General features: G+C 75.0%; 1 protein-coding gene. It reads left to right on the forward strand.

Going from position 1 to position 232, the window contains the following annotated elements; translation table 11 throughout:
• Positions 1–58: 58 nt before the first annotated feature.
• Positions 59–232, forward strand: a 174-nt coding sequence (locus F1003_RS19270; RefSeq protein WP_162307031.1) for a cobalamin biosynthesis protein, incomplete at its 3' end; no start/stop codon positions are given.

Consider the following 232-nt stretch of genomic DNA (forward strand, 5'->3'; position numbering starts at 1 on the left):
CACCCCCTGTCGGCGTGGCCCGGTGCCTGACCGGCGCCCCAGCCTATAGTGGCTGGTTGTGAACGCCACGGAGCTGGGGGTCGGCCTCGGCGTACGCACCGGGGCCACCGTCGCGGAGATCGGCCATCTGGTGGACGCCGTGCTGGAGGAGGCCGGTGCCCACCGGGCCGAGTCGGTGGTGCTCGCCACCACCGAACGCCGCTCGGCCGATCCCGCGGTGCGCGCCTTCGCC

The organism is Winogradskyella ouciana (genome assembly GCF_009709615.1).
Taxonomy (GTDB): Bacteria; Bacteroidota; Bacteroidia; order Flavobacteriales; family Flavobacteriaceae; genus Winogradskyella; species Winogradskyella ouciana.